Origin of the sequence: Cerasicoccus frondis (genome assembly GCA_031296915.1) — a bacterium.
In the GTDB taxonomy this organism is placed as follows: Bacteria; Verrucomicrobiota; Verrucomicrobiia; order Opitutales; family Cerasicoccaceae; genus Cerasicoccus; species Cerasicoccus frondis.
On sequence record JAVDPC010000010.1, the window covers coordinates 60,846 to 80,369 of the forward strand.

11 protein-coding genes, 1 tRNA gene and 1 pseudogene are annotated in these 19,524 nt (G+C 50.2%); 3 read left to right on the top strand and 10 right to left on the bottom strand.

Going from position 1 to position 19,524, the window contains the following annotated elements:
• Nucleotides 1-168 precede the first annotated feature (168 nt).
• Both RBB63_RS10100 and RBB63_RS10105 read right to left on the bottom strand, forming a co-directional pair.
• Complete coding sequence (locus RBB63_RS10100) at nucleotides 169-1,167, bottom strand: GntR family transcriptional regulator (RefSeq protein ID WP_309383758.1); 999 nt, start codon at nucleotides 1,165-1,167, stop codon at nucleotides 169-171.
• A 181-nt stretch (nucleotides 1,168-1,348) separates the two neighbouring features.
• The gene (locus RBB63_RS10105; RefSeq protein ID WP_309383760.1) at nucleotides 1,349-5,263 is read right to left on the bottom strand and encodes a hypothetical protein; all 3,915 of its coding nucleotides are present in this window, start codon (nucleotides 5,261-5,263) and stop codon (nucleotides 1,349-1,351) included.
• A gap of 577 nt (nucleotides 5,264-5,840) precedes the next feature.
• On the opposite strand from RBB63_RS10105, the gene RBB63_RS10110 reads away from it, so the two are divergent.
• A complete protein-coding gene (locus tag RBB63_RS10110) occupies nucleotides 5,841-8,096 on the top strand; it encodes an alpha-L-rhamnosidase-related protein (protein ID WP_309383762.1) in 2,256 nt (751 codons plus the stop codon).
• 18 nt (nucleotides 8,097-8,114) lie between these two features.
• Nucleotides 8,115-9,546, top strand: a pseudogene (locus RBB63_RS10120) (arabinose isomerase).
• An 89-nt stretch (nucleotides 9,547-9,635) separates the two neighbouring features.
• Here the strand turns inward: RBB63_RS10120 and RBB63_RS10125 are convergent.
• The 5 genes from RBB63_RS10125 to RBB63_RS10145 all read right to left on the bottom strand — a co-directional run bounded on the left by RBB63_RS10125 (nucleotide 9,636) and on the right by RBB63_RS10145 (nucleotide 16,109).
• A complete protein-coding gene (locus RBB63_RS10125) occupies nucleotides 9,636-12,230 on the bottom strand; it encodes a PA14 domain-containing protein (RefSeq protein ID WP_309383766.1) in 2,595 nt (864 codons plus the stop codon).
• A gap of 993 nt (nucleotides 12,231-13,223) precedes the next feature.
• Complete coding sequence (locus RBB63_RS10130; RefSeq protein WP_309383768.1) at nucleotides 13,224-13,892, bottom strand: DUF932 domain-containing protein; 669 nt, start codon at nucleotides 13,890-13,892, stop codon at nucleotides 13,224-13,226.
• A 493-nt stretch (nucleotides 13,893-14,385) separates the two neighbouring features.
• Nucleotides 14,386-14,613 carry a hypothetical protein gene (locus tag RBB63_RS10135; RefSeq protein ID WP_309383770.1) on the bottom strand — a complete coding sequence of 76 codons (228 nt, stop codon included), beginning with the start codon at nucleotides 14,611-14,613 and terminating at the stop codon, nucleotides 14,386-14,388.
• A 216-nt stretch (nucleotides 14,614-14,829) separates the two neighbouring features.
• Entirely contained in the window at nucleotides 14,830-15,651 is an 822-nt protein-coding gene (locus RBB63_RS10140; protein WP_309383772.1) for a RecB family exonuclease, read from the bottom strand.
• Entirely contained in the window at nucleotides 15,648-16,109 is a 462-nt protein-coding gene (locus tag RBB63_RS10145) for a hypothetical protein (RefSeq protein WP_309383773.1), read from the bottom strand. Before RBB63_RS10145 ends, RBB63_RS10140 begins: the two co-directional genes overlap by 4 nt.
• A 318-nt stretch (nucleotides 16,110-16,427) precedes the next feature.
• Here RBB63_RS10145 and RBB63_RS10150 point away from each other — a divergent pair, with 318 nt between their 5' ends.
• The gene (locus RBB63_RS10150) at nucleotides 16,428-16,844 is read left to right on the top strand and encodes a helix-turn-helix domain-containing protein (RefSeq protein WP_309383775.1); all 417 of its coding nucleotides are present in this window, start codon (nucleotides 16,428-16,430) and stop codon (nucleotides 16,842-16,844) included.
• A 1-nt stretch (nucleotide 16,845) separates the two neighbouring features.
• Here the strand turns inward: RBB63_RS10150 and RBB63_RS10155 are convergent, their stop codons facing one another.
• The 3 genes from RBB63_RS10155 to RBB63_RS10165 form a co-directional block, all read right to left on the bottom strand.
• The gene (locus RBB63_RS10155; protein WP_309383777.1) at nucleotides 16,846-18,138 is read right to left on the bottom strand and encodes a hypothetical protein; all 1,293 of its coding nucleotides are present in this window, start codon (nucleotides 18,136-18,138) and stop codon (nucleotides 16,846-16,848) included.
• Nucleotides 18,139-18,313: 175 nt separating this feature from the next.
• Nucleotides 18,314-18,388: transfer RNA gene (locus RBB63_RS10160), tRNA-Gly, on the bottom strand.
• 204 nt (nucleotides 18,389-18,592) lie between these two features.
• Nucleotides 18,593-19,471 carry a transporter substrate-binding domain-containing protein gene (locus tag RBB63_RS10165; protein WP_309383779.1) on the bottom strand — a complete coding sequence of 293 codons (879 nt, stop codon included), beginning with the start codon at nucleotides 19,469-19,471 and terminating at the stop codon, nucleotides 18,593-18,595.
• Between the last annotated feature and the right edge of the window lie 53 nt (nucleotides 19,472-19,524).

Genomic DNA, 19,524 nt, shown 5'->3' on the forward strand with positions numbered 1-19,524 from the left:
CGATAGGAGATACACTCAGCAATGATTAACAAAGATAGCCTCATGCAGCAAACGTGTGCAAGCTTAGCCGAGCGCCTGCAGGTCAAACTGGTATGAAGATAGCAAACCCCGAGCGAACATGTGCCGCATGGCAACTTAGACAACACGCAAACTAAACAACAGGGCCTCTCAAGCAGGGCTCTCGTTCATCCAACGTCGCGCCCCGGTCAAAGAAACATTGAGCACATGCTGAGTGGCAACAGATGAATCACCCATACTACGCTTTCGATAGATGCGTACTGCCTCATCTATCAACTGGTCCCAAGGATAAACTAAGTTCGTCACATTGCAATCGAGCGACTCATTCGTGTAGCAAAATCCAATATGCGGCATCTGTCCATTCAACGCTCTGGCATTTGATATAGTTGCCCAGTCGGTAGTTGAAAACACTGCATCGGCCTCCAACTTCCATAGATCCTTGGCTGTTGTAAAGTAGGCAGCATGATCCCATGAATCGACCTCTCGGACTAAAGCGTCAGGAAACACACTTAAAAATCCGTTGAGAATATCTCTAATGTCTACAGACGCCAGAGGACCACAGAGGATGAGCGGCTTTTCAATGTCTTTACGTAACTTCATCAGCTCGCCAGCAGTTCGCCCGGCAGATTCAAAATTCAAGCGAATGCTATCCGTAAAAACTGAGCACAACCCTGAATCAGGGACTTGGTCAATCAACAAACTGTAGTGCAAATCTGAATAGATTTTTCGCAGGTCAAAGCGATTTGCCCAAATTATCGCAAAACGATCCGGCACATACTCACAAAAGCTATCACTGATTCTGACTTCGTAATCAATCCCTTCCCGCTCCAAACGTTCAATGAGACGCTGCTTAAAAATCCAACCGTAGCTGAATTCCACGTGAGATGCCGGATGTAAATACACAGCAACCCCAATTGGTGGTCGTTGCTCAGACGCAACATAAGTTCCTGAGGCAGGCGTTCGGTGAATATATCCCTCCTGGCAAAGCTCTGTTATCAGTCGGTGCGCAGTCTGATAGCTAATATTGAACTGCTTAGCCAACTCCCGGTTCGAGAAAAACCAATTGCCTGGGCGACGACGTCCATTTTGAACCCGCTGAACGAGCTCTTCCTTAATTTCAATTATACGCTGACTTCGTTTTCCAGCCATATCGTAACAAAAAAACTTTCGAATTATTGCTTTTAGAGCGCGTCAGAAACAAAAAACAGGCCCAAGCACTAATAAACTGAATAAACGAGTCTTGGCCTGTAGCCAAGCAATTAGCGATCCATCTAGTGAATTAAGTTTTCAGCTAAAATGTAAACGCCGTCAGCACTCAATGTGGCGAAATCTAGATTTCAGTTTCATTCAACCAACGAAATCCAATTAGAATGAATCGACGTCCGAACATCTGGTTCGTCGGAGACAAGTTACCCGCATCAGACCAAGCCTCGTTTTCGTCAGCAACGATGTACTCTGGCAGTCGCTGCACAATGGCCTCACACCAGGCCTTGGTCGTCGTTCCGTCGAAAGCATTGCCGGACTCACCATATGCTCGAATAAGAAAAGTATCCGATCGAACTGAGATGTACGGAGCTAGAGGCGTTAATACATCGGCTTGAGTCAGCCAGCCAGGCACACCGGCCGTGGTTATATCCAGCACATTCTTTTGATATAATTTTGAGTCAACAAAGCTGCCATAGGCATCGACTCCTCGCTCACTCACTTTTTCATTGATGCCAGCTGCTTCAATTGCAGCAGAGATTGCGCCTTGCAAGCGCTGTGCTTCATCCAATGAACCTGGGCGACGGTTTACAAAGTCGGCCAAACTAAGAAATGGACCACGTGCTTTTACTTGCTCAACCATTTGCTCTGCCAAATCGTCGATTTGCTCCATAGTCAAACCATGTGGCGATTTCCAATCGTCAATGGGGTTTGAGGCATCGCGAATCTCAGCATTAGGGAGCATGAAGCGTGAAAACAAGGCATCTTCATTTGTAGCTTTCTGCATCACATCTCCCTCAATGTATTCATAGTCACGTCCAAAGTTAGACGACAGAAATGCCTTCCATGCCTTGACTGAAGTTGAATTGACATTAAACCCGCCCTCTACAGCCCAATTTGCCGCTGTCTTCAAATATCCATTACTGGCTTTCAGATCATCACCCAGCGTAGCTAGATCCGAACCTCCCATGTATGTAAAACGACCATTCGGAAGCTTAATATTCTCAAATGTGGAACTTGTGAGGCTATCGATGCGCTTGGCCACCGAATCCTCACCGGGCCCGGGCGCCAGACTCGAGAAGAAGTAAGAATCAAAGAGCGCGTCATTTAGCAAATAGGAGGAATCGACAATAGTTGAAGTATTATACCATGGTTTTTTGCTCCAGCTCTCACTGAGCTCCAAATTGTCGTTGGCGACAAAGAGGTTCGCGCGCGAATTGCCAATTGCGTTCCGAGGCTCATAACAACTCAGAGAAGTATTCACATGTTGCAGGGAACCCAATGACCACAACGAGGCCGTCGGAACCTCTTCAAGCACCACGGTATCAGATCCAGGCTTCGCCCCGCCGAATGAGCTATTGGAATAACTATAGCCAAATAATGTATTTGCGATAGTGCCCACAGAAAGCTCTGGCTTTAGAAAGTTCAAGCTTGGCTCACCATTCAACGAGTGAACGAACAACTGATACCGACCTGGCACCGTAAAGCCACTGTGATTTGTCAAACCGAGGATTCCAAATGGATTCATTTGCCCGAGGAGTTCCAGCGGAATGCCATCATCTGGGTTCGTGGAAGCGGTTGAATACGCTGGATTCAAGCGAATCTCGATCGCCATGAACGGATACCTTTGATTTGGTGAAGCTGCAACTTGTATAGGACTTATCGTCTGCCCACTGATCGAATTAAATTCTGCGTGCGGTGAGAGGCCACTGGGCCGCTTGTAAGTACCCGCCTGACCACGAATTAAAAAGTCCTCGCTGTTGATGTTGCCACCACTCGCAATGCTACTTTTTCCAAGCAAAGCATCATCCAATAGGAAATCGTACCACTTGAAACTAAAAACGTCATCATTGACTTTGTTGCCAAATCGATCACCCCAGAAAATATCATTAATCGTTACCGAGCTATCCAGTGGAATGTTATCTGTTTCGATACCTCCATTACGCGGCGTGCGGTGCACCGTATCCAAAGTACGATAGAAGACCAATCCTCCTGTCGGATTCCAACCAGGCTCAAGAAAAAATGCCTCGCGGTGTGTAATAACATCGCCTACTTGCACTGGTGCAGTCTGCTGGGGAGTGAACAGCTTTAGCTCTCCCGGCTTCAGAACGACGGGGTCCGCGCCGTCGGGCGCATTGCCAATTAAAAAGTCGATATTGTCACGGAAGTCACCCAACGTCTTACCCTCTGCATCTGTTGCAGGCGTGGCGTCGTTCAGCATGTCACCCAAACTTGCAACAAACCCACGATCAACTGTTTCCTCTCCAACTGCTTCCTGCCATGAAAAGTCAAAATATACCGTAGGATTCTCCATACTGACTTTGTAGGCATTGAATGCAAGTGGCACATTGTAGGGATTCCATACAACCGCAACTGGCTGAACCATAAACGTCATTGCACTAGCGTCGCCAAAAGGCTCTATCTCAAACTTCCACTCCCCATCCACTATTGGATTGTCAGATTCATCGCGAGCAATTTTGCCCAGCGTTTCCGCTGGCGTAACTTGAGCCAGACTAAAAATATAGAACATCCTAACCACAACCGGCGCAACTTCATGACGTGTTAACCTTGGGATTTGTTCTGGCTGATTCCCATTCAACCAGGCATCACCCAGTTTAGAAACCGTACTAACAGTATTGTTTAAATCGCCAATATTCGAACCCTTGGCTTCCTCATACATACTTACTAGAGTCCGCTTAAAACCCTGCAACCTCAGATCAGAATCCTTATTGTGATCAATAGTGTTTGGGCGATATGGCCGCGCATGAAATTCATCTCCTACCGAGTAGTGTTTACTAAGACGATAATAATCCCTGACGTAATCCCAAGTCGGTCCACGCACGAAAGCATTATCCCCAATGCTCGAAATATAATATTTATACAAGTAGCTAACCGTACCCTGTGTAAACTCATCAGTATAGTCAGCAGCAGCATCATTAGGGGGATTATCGCTGCGATCCAAATCCGGTTTTCCAGCATACGGACTTGCACTAAAATCTTGGTCAGAGAGTTCAAACAAAAGACTCAAGTCTTTCTTCATTCCGCCATGCTTAACATCTACCTGCAAAAGCTTCGTATTAACACCCAAGTCGTGAAAATAGCCAGGCATTGCAGCACGCCAGTCACCGCTTGGATCTGCCAGTATGGCATCCGAGTACAGAGAGATTCGCTGAATGCCTTTAGCCATTTCCTCGTCCTCGAGATTGTAATCTTCAAGGCCATCAATGGTCTGAAGCCCAACCCTTTCAGGAGCCATCAGACTATACCGACTCCCCTCGAACTCGGTCGCAAAAGCTTGCTCTTTCCCACTTGCAGGCTTCTCCAAATACCGATCGTCGACTAAATTAATTGGCGCCTTCTGTCCTTCGTCCGAAATCCAATAAGCATAGTTTCCTTTGACTCCGAGAGATAAGTCTCCTCCAACGTCAACTAATGGTGCATAAACAAAACCTTCCTTATTAGACAATCCAACTGAACCCTCGCTCAATAAACACACATACCCCGAGGGAGCCTCACCATTTTCCCCCGGCGTCAATTTACCACCTGTTAAGACGCCTTGCTCGTCATCAAAGCCAGAAACTAACCAGCCTAAATGCTCTGCATTCGGATTCTGCACCCACTTCAGCGCGGACTCGTTCGGTGTTGCCTCTGTCGGGCTCAAAGCTTTCCCTGAAGCATCCCACACTCCCTGCCAATAACGCCTTGGATCATCAGCATCTAATGCATATGCACTGGCGTCGCTAGGTTCACGCAGAAAAGATGCAGGGGCTGAAACACGCTGATCAGGCCCCATTTTCCTTTGTAACTGTCCCAACGCCACCGACAGCCCTAAGAGAGCATTTTGTCGCGCCACTTCACGATCTTGTTGGAGGCCTGTCGTAGAAATCTGCAGTCTAACCGTTAAGGACAAACTCAAGATCAGGCCAACCATGAAACTCATGCAGAGCAGTGCAACGATAAGGGCAAATCCCTTTCTCACACCAGATTCTTCGCTCGGCGACAGCTTACTGCCTATCGTCCACGATTTAAGGAAATTTTGCATAGGGAGGGGTACTTATAAGCTCGGCGTAAAAAATGAATTACATCAGCCCCAAATATAGAATTTAACCAAGCCAATTCAATCGCAATCTCCATAAGAGCACCGACAAACCGATATGACGATTAGTGAAGCGTAGAAGTTCATCACTTACTTAGCCAACATTACATTTGGGCATATTAATTTCCGCACATAGCAAATCAATGATTCGTATGATGTGCATATCAGATTTCAGCCGAAGAAGTCAAAATGGGCTGGTGAATTTCGATAATCCTACAACCGTTAATTAATCTCATAACGATGCGAGCCTCCCGCCAAAACCAATGTCGCGTGGCAATACCACCAAGCCTAGCATCACTCATAAAATTCGATTTCAACTGCAGAGCGCACACTCACAAAGGCACATCTCACTTCCCCGATCCTACAGCATTACATGAAAGTAGAACGAGTCATCCCACAGAGCCTCCGACACCCCGGGTGGTCAAACATGAGTGCAGATCATCCCGCAGAACAAGCGTCATGGATTTGGATAGACCAGGAAACTGATCCTAAATGGTCACTAGTTTCTTTTCGACTCAAGATAGTGTCACTCCAGACCGAAACAATTGTCTTCCACATATCTGCGGATCAACGCTTTCAGTTGAAAATTAACGGCAAACATGCGGCTCTGGGCCCTGACCGATCAGACGTCCACCATTGGTCGATTGCCAGTTATAGGGTAGAATTACCCATGGGATGCCATGAATTCGAAGCTTTGGTCTGGTGGCTGCCTGAAGATCTCGCCCCAATGGCTCAAGTAACGCACTGCCCAGGCTTTCTCTTAGCAGGCGAAGGCGAGTGGGCTGAGCGAATGAATACCGGCATCGCAAACTGGGAGGCCTGCGACCTATCTAAAGCCATTCACTGCAGTAGCCCCTCTTTGACAGGCTACCTCGTCGTCGGCCCAGAATTTCAGTTTGCTATGCCGGAGTGGCGTAAAGACTACGGTAGCGATTCGATAAAGATCGTTCGCCCTCCACTCTCTCCCGAAAAATTTGGCACACGCGCGCCAGGCTGGCGAATCCAGCCCACTGCCATGCTTGAGCAAGATTTCGCATGGCATGCATGTGGGCGTATCGCGGCCTTTCGCGACTGCTTTTCGGATGAATCCATCACTGCGAGTGATACCATAGAGCATGGAACACAAAGGCTACAATGGGACAGCCTCCTAAAGCATAGATCACCCCTGCAGATAGCTCCGCATCAGTCGATTGATCTAATCATCGATTGCGAAAATTATGTATGTGGATACCCAAGCGCTCAGGTAGAATACGGGCAGGGGAGCGAAATAGAAATTCAATGGGCAGAAAGTCTATACGAAGCCGAGCATGCAAGTAAAATCACGGAAAGCACTTCAAAGGGTCACCGCGATAAAGTCATCCGAAAGTCATTTATCGGCCTAGGAGATCGCTGGAAGCTTTGCGGCGCAAAGCAAAATCTACCCGCATTGTGGTGGCGCTCAGGCCGCTATCTCCGCGTCCGCATTCAAACCAGTGACGAAGCACTGCACATCCATGCGTTTGGCATACACCGCACGGGCTATCCCTTCTCGGAAAACGGAAAGTTTAGCTGCGACAATCAAGCGCTGATCAACTCTTGGCCTATGCTAATCGCCGGCTTACGCAATTGCGCGCACGAACAATGGATCGACTGCCCATACTATGAGCAGCTGTCTTACGTTGGAGACAACGTTTGCGAACTTGCATTCTATTGCGTAAGCCGCGATGCCTCTCTTTCAAAGCGCTGCCTTGAGCTGTTTGATTGGTCACGCCACGATGGCGGATGGGTTGCCGAACGCTACCCCTCAGCACACCGGCAGGATTCCTTTACCTACTCGCTACTCTACCCTCGCTTGCTTCGCGACCATGCTTATTGGCGCAGGGATCCAGCATTTATGCGCGACCGCCTGCCCGGGCTGCGAGCGCTCATTGCTGAGTGCTTACAATGGGTGCAAGACGACGGCCTCGTTGGCCAAGTGCCGGGATGGTCCTTCATTGACTGGGTTGGCAGTTGGGAGAATGGTTGCGGACCTGGTGTTGCGGAAGGAGATTCATCCTTGGTCAACCTTCACTTACTCTTTTCCTTGAAAGACTATGCGGACATCGAGCAAGCTTATGGAGCCCCGGCATTAGCCGAGTATGCACGGTTATTAGTCCAGAGAACCGGGCAAGCCATCAAGGAGAGATACTGGCGCCACGAAACGAAACTCCTCGCCGATGACAGCTCTGGCGGACATTTCAGCGAACATGCACAAACATGGGCTCTCCTGGCTGGGATACTCACTGACTCCGAGAAAAACGACTGCTTACACACGTGGCTTGAGCGACAGGACGAACTCGCGCCCATGTCCATCTATTTTTCATATTATGGACTGGACGCCTTGTATCATATGGGCGCAGATGTAGAGTTTTACCGACGTTTGAGTTTCTGGGAAAATTTGCCGCAACTTGGATTTACGACAACACCAGAAAGGCCCGAACCCTCGCGCTCAGACTGTCATGGCTGGGGCGCACATCCCATCTACCACGCATTTTCCAGCATGGCTGGCATTCGTCCGACATCTCCGGAATTCAAGCATATACGCATCGCCCCCATGCCTGGAACGATGAACCATATCCACTTATCCATGCCTCATCCAGATGGATGCATACGCTTCGATTGGTCGCGCAATGAAGATGAAGAAACCTATCACATCGAAATTCCTGCTGGCACAACGGCGACTTGGGAGCGCAATGGCGAAACTATCCACTTCGATCACACACTGACGGGGAAGACTTCCCCTGCTACACTAGTCGATTAACCAATCGTGCTTCAAAAGATGAAATCCAACGACACACTGAAAGTCGGGCTTTTTGGCATTGGCCTTGATACCTACTGGCCGTAATTCACGGGGCTCAAAGAGCGGCTTGAAGGATATCAGGTTATCGTCAATTCCAAGCTGACAAGCTTAGGCTGCGACGTCCTTGATTTAAAAATAATAGATAGCGTTGAGTCAGCGCACATCGCAGCGGATCGCTTCCGCACTACAGACATCGACATACTGTTCTTGTTCGTCACCACCTATGCCCTCTCTTCCACCGTGCTGCCAATTGCTCAGCGCACGGATGTGCCGATCATCATACTCAACCTCCAGCCAGTTCCGCAACTCGACTATCAAGCGTTCCGTGAACTCAATGATCGCGGCGCGATGACCGGCGTCTGCGCTAGAGCACTGTCAGGCGTGCAGCATTCCGGAGATAATCGGCGTCTTCAACAGAGCCCGCATCGACTATGAACTCATTACCGGCTACCTGGAAGAGGATGCAGTATGGCGCGAAGCGGAAGACTGGATTGACGCAGCCAAGATCCAAAAAGGCCTGCAGAAATGCCGGGTGGGCGCCCTCGGCCACTACTATTGCGGCATGCTCGACGTTTATAGTGACATGACGCAACTCTCCAGTAATTTCGGGGTGCATTTTGAACTATTAGAAATGTGCGAGCTGCACAGCCTTCGCAATGCCACCACTGAGGAGGAAACCAAAAATGAGATTGCTCGCTTCCACGAGGCATTTGAAGTTGCGGAAGAATGCTCAACCAGTGAATTGGAACGGGCCGCCAAAACTTCCAGCGCCCTTCATAAGCTGGTTCATGCGCATCGCCTCAATGCGATGGCTTACTACTACGAAGGTCAGCCTGGAAGCGACTATGAGAACATCGTTACTTCCGTCATCGCGGGCAACACGCTGCTTACCGGAGCCGGAGTGCCTGTTGCTGGCGAGTATGAATTAAAAAATGTTCTCAGCATGAAGATACTCGACCTGCTTGGCGCAGGCGGTTCCTTCTCCGAACTCTACCTAATCGACTTCGTCGACGACGTTGTCTACCTAGGCCACGATGGCCCGGCTCACTTCGCAATCGCAGACGCTAAAGTCGGGCTGGTTCCACTGCCCGTTTATCATGGCAAGCCGGGTAACGGTCTCTCCATACAAATGACGGTCAAGCATGGTCCCGTTACGCTGCTATCCATTGTTCAGCGGCAGGACGGCTCAATATTCCTACTCATAGCAGAAGGCGAATCCACCGCGGGTCCCGTTCTACCAATTGGCAACACCAATAGCCGCTATCAATTTTCAATTGGAGCAAAAAATTTCATCAATGAATGGTCGAAAGCCGGCCCCGCGCATCACTGTGCAATCGGCAGAGGCCACCTTGCCCAAAAGTTGACCAAGCTCGCATCGCTATTGAAGATCGATGCCGTCCAAGTATGTTAATTGATAGGCGGCGATGGAAACCCCTGACCACCTGCCGATAATAGCTTCATACAGTCAGGGAATAATAGCGCGCACCTCGCCAATAAAGCTTATTGGCCATTTAAATAAAAGGCAGTATCCGGGATCGGCTGCTTGCTGATTCCCGGGCCTTCGTAAGATGCAGTGAGGACTTCGTAGCCGCCCGCCTCCAAGTACTGCAGGCTGAAATCATGAAAGCCGCTGCCCAAGTTGACAGAGCCCGAATATTCACGCTCGGAGTGCAAGCCACCGTTATCGACGATTAGCTGACCATCGATATACAAGCGGCTCCCATCGTCCGAGTTTACGTAAAACGTATAGTCGCCCGGTTCCTCGATCTGCAACAGCGCATTAAATTCAAACAGAAAGTAGTCGTCAGAGTTTCGCTCTCCCAGCGAAATATTCTGCAGATAGCCTTGCTTGATAGGCGTCAGCATATCGAAATTCGGCATCTGGCTATAAACGCCTTCATAATAAGCAAATGCGACTCCATTCTGCAGCAATTCATGATCGGTCGATAGCGCTATCCGATAAAAGCGAGGACCAGACTCATTGCCCGCAAATTGAATGGTCACTTCGACAGGATCGTGCCCCGATTCTGAGACCACAAATGACTGCGCGTCAACCAACTCGCATGGCTCTCCCTGAATACTTCGCGCAACGACATCCCAGCTACCTGGCTCGAGCGTAGTGCTAGTCTCAATGTCGTAATTGATATCAATCATCGAAGGGTCCCGGGCGAAGCAAAAGATAACTTCCGGACCACCCTTCATGAACTGCCCACTACGCTGGCTCGACGCCAACCCACCAAATGTGAAGTCGAGCAAGTTCCCCCTGCCATTCCCATCAGGATCGGCGTCATTGCCACTAATCGAAAGATCAAGCAGCTCCTCTTGAGTGAACCTAGCCTGCCGCCAAGTTAAATAAGGATTTGCTGGATAGGTGAAATTTAGGGTGACCGCATCTGTGCTGGTCAACACGCCGTCACTGACCGCCAATTGCAATACGTATGCGCCTGGCATATTAGTCGTAAAATGCGGATCAATTTCATCGGCTTGCTCTAACTCCGGCAGCGCATTCTCAGGATGTGATTGAATACTCCAATAAATGCTTAAACTATGACCAAGCGGAAGACCATCATCATACAGAGATCCTTTTAACACATAATTACCGTAGCTATCATCATCCAAGAGAATTGACACATCATCACCAGCATCGATGACAGGCGCCTTGTTGACGACCTGCAACTCTTCAGGTGGGACCGTCCATACACGCATGCCTTTCAAAATGCTGTTAGGTGTAACCTCTACCCCAGTGACCTTGACCGGACTTCCATTGGGCAAAAGCGAAGCTAGGCATGATCCGTTACTCCACCCGCCTTTCAACGCATTGGAGTAAATCTCTTGGGTCTCTCCATTCTCGAGCGTGAGCAGCACCTCAAACTGTTGCCCTGCTGTGGACGAGCCGGAGTGCATCAATTGAACGCCCGCTAGCCACACCGCCTCATCGAATGTTTGTTTCTCCACAGCGCCTTCGTAAGCAATGGTCGGCGTTGGCTTGGGCGGCGCGCTCCCTGGCTCGCCTATCAGCGGGGTGGTTATCCATACCGTAGAGCCACTTCGATAGAGCAGACCTCCATCTGGCGCAGGCAAATTCGTAGTGGGGCTAATGCCATCAATTCGAATCGTCAGTCGACTACCTGGCGCATCATCAGGCAGGGAAACTTGCAGTAAGTTTTTATCAACCAGCAAGGTAGCCACTTGCGCCGCATTCACATACGAAACCACGTCGCCTACCGGCGCACTCCAGAGATTGTCCTGACCGCTCGCACCATAATTACTTTCAATATAATCCAATCTACTCACCCACCGTGAATGATTATCACTGCCAGCGGGTGAAATCCCATGCGTAAAATCAATTTGTAAATATCCCGGCGTCACTTCGTCTGGATTAACCAAGCTGTAGGTAATGCCCCCGCCACCAGACCCGACCCAGTAACCATCATCAAGATAGGCTCTACTCAAATCTAAGTAGTTCATATCTGGCACGTATAAGTGTCGCTCCGCAGAACCACCAACACGACTCGCCGAAAGCATACCGAACTCATTCAAGTAATCTTGATAGCCCATGTATCCGTTGGGATAAACAAAGTGCACTGGCGCTCGGCCGCCTCCAAAGTCATGAGCAAGAACTGTTTGGCTCCAGTATAAATCCTCTCGAATTTCTTCTTCTGTCAATATCTCTGGCGGCTCCCAAGTGCGACCTCGGTGGAAATAGCTGTGATTAGCGACACCCCACCCTGCATCAAGGGTATCTTGAAGTGTTTCAGGGTTTAAGTAAGTGGAATTGGCGCCAAGCACATACACATATACAGCGGCAGTCCCAACAAATGAATGGCGGTTTCCACCGGACACACCAGGCGGCGCATCGGTGTATTCATAGCCTGCTAGCAGCCCCTCTGCGAGGCTTGCAATCAGCGATGGCGTATCATCGATCTCGACTGTGTAGGCCCATTTTTTATCATAAAGGAGTGGCGTGATCTCAGCATCAGGCGTTGACGTCAGATTCCATTGATAAGTCCAATCTGAAGCGCCACAGCACGAAGCCGCAGACACGGCAATCAAGCTAACAATAGAAGAAACTTTGGAGGTAATAGGTATACTCATCGGGGCAATTTTCAAACAAGCTGCACACAAGAAAAAGATTGATGCAAACTAGATCCCCCATCCTCATACCAGATTGGCAAAAATCCATACAGCATGCAAAGCGCTAAGGTTTCCTTCCACTCTACTAGTATAGAAAATTTACTGAGATTACACCCCGACAGACGAGACACGGGAGGTTTGGAATTGAATCTATATTCCAGTAAATATTGACGAGCCTCCCCTTACCCTTGCTCATCTACGAGTCAAACGAATGGCAAATAAATGGCGCCTAGGTGGTGACTTTCCGTATGTTGACCTAAAAAGCACCAGTCCTTGAAGCATGATATTTTTTTACTTACCAGCCGAAAACAGTAGTCATAGCAAGACAATCAACGATCCCAGTTCGCAATAAACCGCGAACATCAATGTGCATGCTATCAGCCTCGAGCAGAATTCTGCAACGCCCATGGAATAAGTGCAGCCCTATACAATCAGGTAAAGGTGAATTCCAAGATCCCGTTTGCTGAAAGGGTTTAGTTCAAATCCTCAATCAATAGGTGTCTACCAAAGACCAATATCTCAAACATCGCTTGAGTTCTGAAGACGTCGTTGCCTGCTTCAAGCGAATCCTCCTGTTCGAAGCCAACCAAAGTATCTGCCTTAGGTAGATCAATAAAACGAGGTGGAGTCAGTAAGACCGTTTACTGACTTACAATTTCATTAGCCACGCAGAGACTGATCCGCAGATAAATGTTTCTACGTCCATACTCTTCCATCGCTTGGCTACTACACCTCAACACATATTCCAATACGTATCCCGCAATCCATTTATACAAGGCCTATTCGTCGTTAGCTGGTCGCAAATCGAAACGGAATAGTGTTATGATTTGCTGGCCAAATGGGGATAGGGTCACCATCGATCTATAGACCTCCCAGCTAAAGAAAAGCGCCCCTTACGGCAGCGCTTCTCCGCAATAACTGTAAACCATTGGTTGACACCCATGGGTTACACTTTCAGTTCAGCCCTACCTCGCGGTCGAGCAACTGATGTAGTCGTCGTGTCCGGTCAGGCAGCAAGTCCAGTCGTCCCTTAAACACCTCGGTAAAAGCGTTCTGTAGGCTCCAGACGTTCTTTGCCTCGAACACCCGATGCGAGGGGTGACGCCATTCGCTCAAGACCTTAGGGATATAGCTGTTGGCCATTACACCCTGGTCCACCGAGCGCACGATCAAGTCATGGGCTTGTGTATCGCTGATCTCAGCATGCTGATAACGCTCAGCACGCAGGTCATGCTGATCCCAGTATCGCTTCAGTCCACCCACGGCATCACCAGCGAGACGAGGTAAGTCCTGAAGGATGCGCGGTGTATGCTTTCGAGCGAGTTGGATCTCACCCGAAAAACAAAGATTGTCGCAAACTTGTACCTGGCTCCCTGCAACGATGCCTGCCGAGAAACGCATGTCATGGGAGTTACGGACACCGACTACGTAACGGTATTCCGCGCCTGAGTTATTGGAAGCAATCTCCAGCAGACCGAAGTAACGCGCATCATCATGCGTCAGACCATGGGCTTGATTCACGACGACGAAACCACGTTCCAATAATGCACGCTCCACGACTTGCAGGAGCAGCATATGCGGGATGGGCCTCCAGGTTGAGGTTGCCTGTGGTGTTGGTGACAAGGCCAAGTGTCCGCGAGTAACAGCACTGGCTCCACAGTGAAGTATGAGGTTGCACCGTTTAGACTGCGGTGGTGCGACCGGTTCAAGAATTTCGGTAATCATGTTATTGAGTTGGTTGATGTTGAATGGATACGAAAAAAGCGCCCCGAGATAAGGACGCTTGGATGGTGTAAAACCTACGAAAAACGACGTGTTTTCGTAGGTTTGAGATTATCGACAATCAGCCCTAAGGCTGGTGAATAAAACGCTTCCGCGTCATCGGTTCCGTAACCGTATATGGGATACCCAATCGCTATTTATGGAACCAACAGGATCAGCAGTGAAGCAGGCCATTCAGAAAATGACGCCCACTGCCCCACAGACGACACGTCCCGCCCAAGGCGCGCATGAAATGACAAAACGCCTATATGTTACTATATAGAAGAAATGTAGTTTCACGCCGCACTTCAGGAAGGCATCCCAGTTCAGGACGCATCTGTCTCCCAGTGGACGCTCAGCGATAATACTCGCCCCGTGCATCACGATCTCCTCCAAACGGAGAGCGTCGGATTGCACCCACGGCATAGCCGATACTGGCAATCAGCATAGCCGCCGAGACGAACAGAAAGGGTGAGAGCGTTTCCCTGCTCTCTTGGACTGCCCCGACCGCAATCGGTCCCATGAAGGTGCCGACCGTGTAGCAAGACAGCCCAACCATAATGAGCTTAACGATTAGACTCATGGATAGTTCTCCGTTTAATGTTAGCGGTGTGAACCAGGCTTGCAGCCCAGATCGCGGAACAGGTTACTGAACAGCCCCCAATCCAATACAACGCATTGGCCAAGGGCTGGAATGATGGTGACTCTATCGGTGCAGGTGGCGGTGTAGGCGGTTGGTCATTATCCATCAAGGCCCACCCTGCCCCCAAACCAATCAGTGTGATGATGACTGCCTGGATCATTGAGCGCTCCCTTTCCACTTGGAGCATTCTGAACGAAAGCTACACCACCCACAGTGCATCCCGGTTTGAGGATGGAACCGTTCGTGGTAGATGCCGTCCATCGCTGCGAGAGCAATATCCAACACACGTTCCTTCTCACGTTCAGTGGCAGGCTTCATACGATGCACAATCACCTTGGGCTTCTTGGTCTTCACCAGGAACACCAGCTCACGACCTTGAACCTCTTGGTTCGTCGCCGACTCGATCAGCATCTGGTAGAGCGTCATCTGTAGCTCATGCTGGAACGCTTCAAGTTCAACGTCCGGCGTGCTCGCGCAGGTCTTGTAGTCAACTGGCACATGGCCAGCACGCACCAAGTCGATGTAACCCAACACAGGGCTGGGCAACACAGGCAAGTCTTCCTCAAGCTGCACCTCAACTCCCAATGGGATCTCAGGCATCCGCGCATGGTCTGAGTCGATATACGCATCGACCACGCGTGCGCCCTTATCCTGGCTCTCCTGACGCGAACCATCATCAGGGTATACCGCAGCTTCTTCAGGCGCGTTGAAGGCCAAGGAATAGGCTTCCTGCACGGTCTGACGATCATGGTTCTCACCACGCCAACGAGCACGGTGAAAGTATTGCAGCGCGGCATGGACTGACTTGCCCAAGTGCAAACTCCGAGACACCGGTTCCTTCAGCAGCAATACCTTCTTGAACCAAAACTTGAGCGGGCACGTCAGGTAGAGTTTGATCGTGCTTGCTGAAATATGGTCCAGCAGCCCATCACAGGTTGGGCCATGCCCATTGCCTGAAGTATCAATGGCCTGAATCATGACCGCGCCTTTCCTTTCGCCGAGCCATACGTGCTGATCAATTCCTCGATCAGCCCGGACGCCTGCATCTTGTTTAAGTTCTCCAGCGATGTGCGGAAGCGCGAACGGGCCAAGTCATCTACCTTGGCCTGCTCAATGCCATGCTCACGCATCAGACGCTCAATAAGGGCCTTTTGCTTGGGAGAGCAGGCCCAACCCAAGTCAACGCGTGCAGGACGCTCAGCAGGCTCCTGACGCCGTTCAGACTGCGGCTGTGATTCCGTAACCCCAGGCAAGAACCCAGTCGCCTGGATGTCACGGTCCACCGCTTCCTGCAACTGACGATACAACGCCGATGATGCACGCTCCACCTGCGAGAGGTCATTGAGTTCCGTGCGTACAGTAATCGAATACTGGTGAGAGGAATACTGAGGCAGTCCCAGCTTCTTCGAGTAATTTGCTTCGAGGACTATCGCCATCGTAAGCCTCCTTTCTCTTGCTGACCGAAAAATAAAAAACGCCCATCAAAAACAACCATAATCGATTTAATCATCAGGCCTACAGGTCGAATTTCAACCCCCCTTCACACGAAACCGACAGTGAAGTTAACTTCTTTCTTTACCGTAAGTCTGCCCCTTACTCCAGAAACGCCGCTGCTATTTGACGATCTTGACCACTAATATGACCATGGGCATAGCCTATATGGAGCACCACGCGCTTTCCATCGGACTAAAGAGCTCCAAATTGGAAGCGAAATAGGCTTTCCGGCTACAGACAAAAGCTCATACTTATCCGCAATGGCAGCCCAGAACTTCACTCCACCTTACCCGTTCGAGCACCGAAATAGCCCTGAAGATTTGCTAGCCTACAACGAGGCCGTCGAAAATGATAATGTAAGAGACCTGCTAAGAAGATGGGCCGAAGAAGATGAACAAGATGAAGCCCTCCTGAAAAGGCAGCATCAAGAAGACGCGGAAAAGGAAGCGACAAAATCCAAGATGGAAAAGCTCCTAGAAGCTACCGAGTCCATAAAAAACGCTTCCAGCCTCAACAGCAAGACCTGGATGACAAAGAGTGAAGCGGCTAAGTATCTTGGCGTATCCGAACGCACAATCGATCGCAAAAGAGAAACCGGTTCACTGAGAGCGAGCTTGGTCGAAGGCACGAGCACTTTCAGATTCAAGAAAACCGACCTGGACGAGCTGATGTCGTAGCTCAAGCCATGCGCTTTAGGCGCTTCCGAACCGCTGCCTCTGACACACCAAGCATTTCAGCAACTGCGACTTTCGATGAAGCGCCTACCATCTGCTTTAGCTGAACATCATCAGGCCAGTTAGTTGCAGCCGCATATTTATTATCCGGCTTCTGTGGCGGTAATTTTGCTTTCGGTGGAAGAATCTTAAAATACGCTTCACCTCGCGCTCGTTCCTCCAAACCAGCATAATGCGTAAGTAGCAAGCTATCGGAATTGCGATGCCCTGTCCACTTCCTCACCTGCCCAGCTTCATACACTGCATAGGCATAGGTCGCAAAGGTATGACGAGCAGCCGAATTAAAACCTAACACCTTGGCCAGTTCATACAAACGCTTACGACGCGGCACGTAATTCACCGCATCTACGACTCCATCAAACTCAACCGCCTCCAACCATTTCCATAGAGTATCCGGTAGCCCCTCAAGCAATCGAGCCAAAGGCTTCCCAGCACGCTTACGTTTTGCGACTTCACCACGGACATTGATTCGGCGGTCCCCAAAAAGAAAATCGCGTTTTTCTAGCCGGGCTATTTCCGAAGGTCTTAACCCTGCGAAAAATCCAAGCGCCAGGAATGGTATCAGGGCAGTGTCAGTGCTTGCCGCTTGCTTCATCACATCTCGAACTTTCTCCAAGGGCATATGCTCAGGCACATCATAAACCTCGGGCAATGCATCTACCACCTCAATAGGATTCACATTCAAGTAGCGGTTCTCTCTTCGCGTGCACCATTTGAAGAACGACTTCAATGTCCTCAGATGGTTATTACGCGTAACCGCTTCCTCATACTGATCCAAGTATTTTTCAACCTTACTGATTGAGATATTCGACAAAAGCTCTTCTCCGAATTGATCGGAGAACTTGCGCAGTTGATGCGATTTATTGCTCTGAGTTGATGCTGCAAAACTGTCCCACTGTCGCGACGACTTATAAGCTACAACAACATCCTTCAGCGGCGAGCGTCCTGATACTGGATTATGCTCCAACCAGAACGAAACGACGTCTCGTAAATCGACACCGCCAGCCAACTGTTTCGCCTCTCGATACTCAGCAATCTGGATCAGCGTCAGCGTTGCATCGGTTCCTGTCGTAGCATATTGAGCACGTTGCTGCTTCTGCCATGCTTCTGCCGCTCCCTTAGTTTCAAAGGTGTTTTGTATGCCCCGGTATTTTCGATTTCCGGACGCGTCAAACTCGCTAGTCGCGATCTGCAACCGGCATTGCCACTTACCAGAAGCCTTACGAGTAATTGCCACAGGTCGATAGTGAAACAATGCCCAAACACCGTCAAGGCGACGTTACTAGATGTTACTAGATTTTTTGACGGATGAGGTCAAATCGAGTCTAATTTGGCATTTTAATGAGATAGTCAATCTCAACAATCCAAGCGCCACAAATCACATATCCCATTCATATGCAGGACTTTGCACTTGGTGCGGGCGGAGGGAATCGAACCCTCATCTCAAGCTTGGGAAGCTCACATACTAGCCGTTGTACTACGCCCGCTCTCGCACTGCAAAGTCACATACTTGCTTCAAACCGAAAACATTGTAAAGCAAATGTATTAGAGCACTTTTCATCTAGAAAGTAATCATACCCAGAATAGCCCGAGGAGGTCCAATGGGCATTGCGCGTCAAGGCGCCACTCGCCGCCGAGAACCTCCCAACTGCCGCATACCCTACTTTGCATCGCAAAGTCACGCGGCAGGCTTAACGCGCACCGCCTTGAAAACGATCCGGGTTGTGGACTTCGGGCTTGGTTCGCTCAGGCGCGGGCGCCGCTTGTTGCGCCGGACGCGACGCCGGGCGCCCGACAAATGGCACCCAAAGCTCCAGCATTTTGGCCAGCTCGCCATTGCTTTGCAAATTCCGCAGGAAAGCCTCCGCAGCGAGCTTCATCTCCGGATTGGTTTTGCTCACGCCCCAAGCAATGTATTCGTTCGTCAACACCGTCGCCAACGGGCTCAGCCCCGATCCGCCATCTTCCGAGGCCAGCCACCAAACCGTTGGCGCATCGTAAACGACCATGCCCAGATCGCCATTGGATAAATCAACCGCCGCATCCTGAATGTTATCATAGGACACCCGCTCGGCATAGAGGAAATTTTCGCGCACCAGGAAGTCGCCCGTGGTGCCTTCTTCCACACCCACGCGCACCTGGGTGTATTTCAGCGCCATCGTCGTTGGGTAGCGGGAGACATCGCCCACGCGCACCAGCGGCATTTGGCCGGTCGCCAGGTAAGGCGTCACAAAGTTAATGCGCACCGCGCGCAGCTCCGTCGCCGTCATGCCGGACATGATGATGTCGATCTTCCCCTCAACGAGCGCCGGGATCAACTCGTCCCAATCCATCACCACAAAATTCAACGGCACGCCAAGATCGGTGGCGAATGCCCGCGCGAAGTCAGCCTCCAGCCCCGCCACCCGTTTTTCCTTCACAAAGATCAACGGCGGCTGCACCGGGTTAATCCCCACGCGCAATTCACCCGTCGGCAAAAACTTGGGCGCAGTTGGCAGCTCTTGCGCATGCGCTGGCAGCAGCACGCAGCAAATGGCGACGATCAGAAGGCAGTAAATGCGGTTTGCCATAAAGCGCCATTGTCCCCGCCAACCACGGCAACGGCAAGCGGTTTTTACACCGC